This is a genomic window from Rhodococcus sp. P3_B8, from assembly GCF_056402775.1.
Map to the genome: position 1 here is coordinate 1 of NZ_JBFUGT010000659.1, position 942 is coordinate 942.

Consider the following 942-nt stretch of genomic DNA (forward strand, 5'->3'; position numbering starts at 1 on the left):
CCACGAGACCCGATTCTCCACGGCCGGGATGACCGGGCGCCGGCTGCACAGCGGGGTGTGCGTTCCGATCGGCTCCGAAGCGGTGTGGGGTGTGTTGACCGCGCACAGTCGTCGTCCTCGCGAATACACCGACCGTGACCTGACCTTTCTGCGCTCGGTGACGGCGGTGCTGTCCGCGGCGATCCGCCGCATCGAGGCCGAAGCCGCGTTGGTGCACCAGAGCTTGCACGATCCGCTGACCGGGTTACCCAACCGCGCGCCGGCCCGCCGTCGGCTCGACGAGGCCCTGGTCGCCGCGCCGCGCGGCGGCACGCGCGTTGCGCTGTTGTCGGTCGATCTACACGACTTCAAGGTCGTCAACGACAGCCTCGGCCATGCCGGCGGCGACGACGCGCTGATCGTTCTGGCCAGGCATCTGCGGTCGGCGGTGCGCCCGGGCGATACCGTTGCCCGCCTCGGCGGTGACGAATTCGTGGTGGTGTGTGAGGACGTCGCAGGTGCAACGGAGGGGGTGGCAATTGCCGCCCGGATCACCGGAAGCCTCGCCGACCTGACCCGGGCCGAATCTCCCGACTGGCCGATCAGTGCCAGTATCGGTGTCGCACTGTCCSATCCGGAGTGCACCCGCGAAGAACTCGTCCGCCGGGCGGACTAGGATGTATCGGGCGAAAGCTGCAGGGCCGGGCGGTTACGCGCTCTACGACGGCACCTTCTAGGGCGGCAGCAGAGCCCGATCGGTGCACTGCGGCCGACGTGGCAGGAAGTCGCGGCCGCCGATAGGCACCCTAGGGAGGGGAAATTGTCATCTTGACGCGGCTCCCGACCCGTCGAATACTTTCTGGACAGGGCGGATCCCGTCGACCTACGACGAAAAGACTCCGCGCTTCGCCCTTGTGACAGAAAGATATTCGCGTCGTCGACTGCTCGTGAACGCATCGGCGT

1 protein-coding gene is annotated in these 942 nt (G+C 67.5%); it reads left to right on the forward strand.

The window, feature by feature from the left end:
* Positions 1-655: diguanylate cyclase domain-containing protein (locus tag AC1D1G_RS45540; RefSeq protein ID WP_477956977.1), on the forward strand; the 655-nt coding region annotated here is incomplete at its 5' end.
* Positions 656-942: the final 287 nt, after the last annotated feature.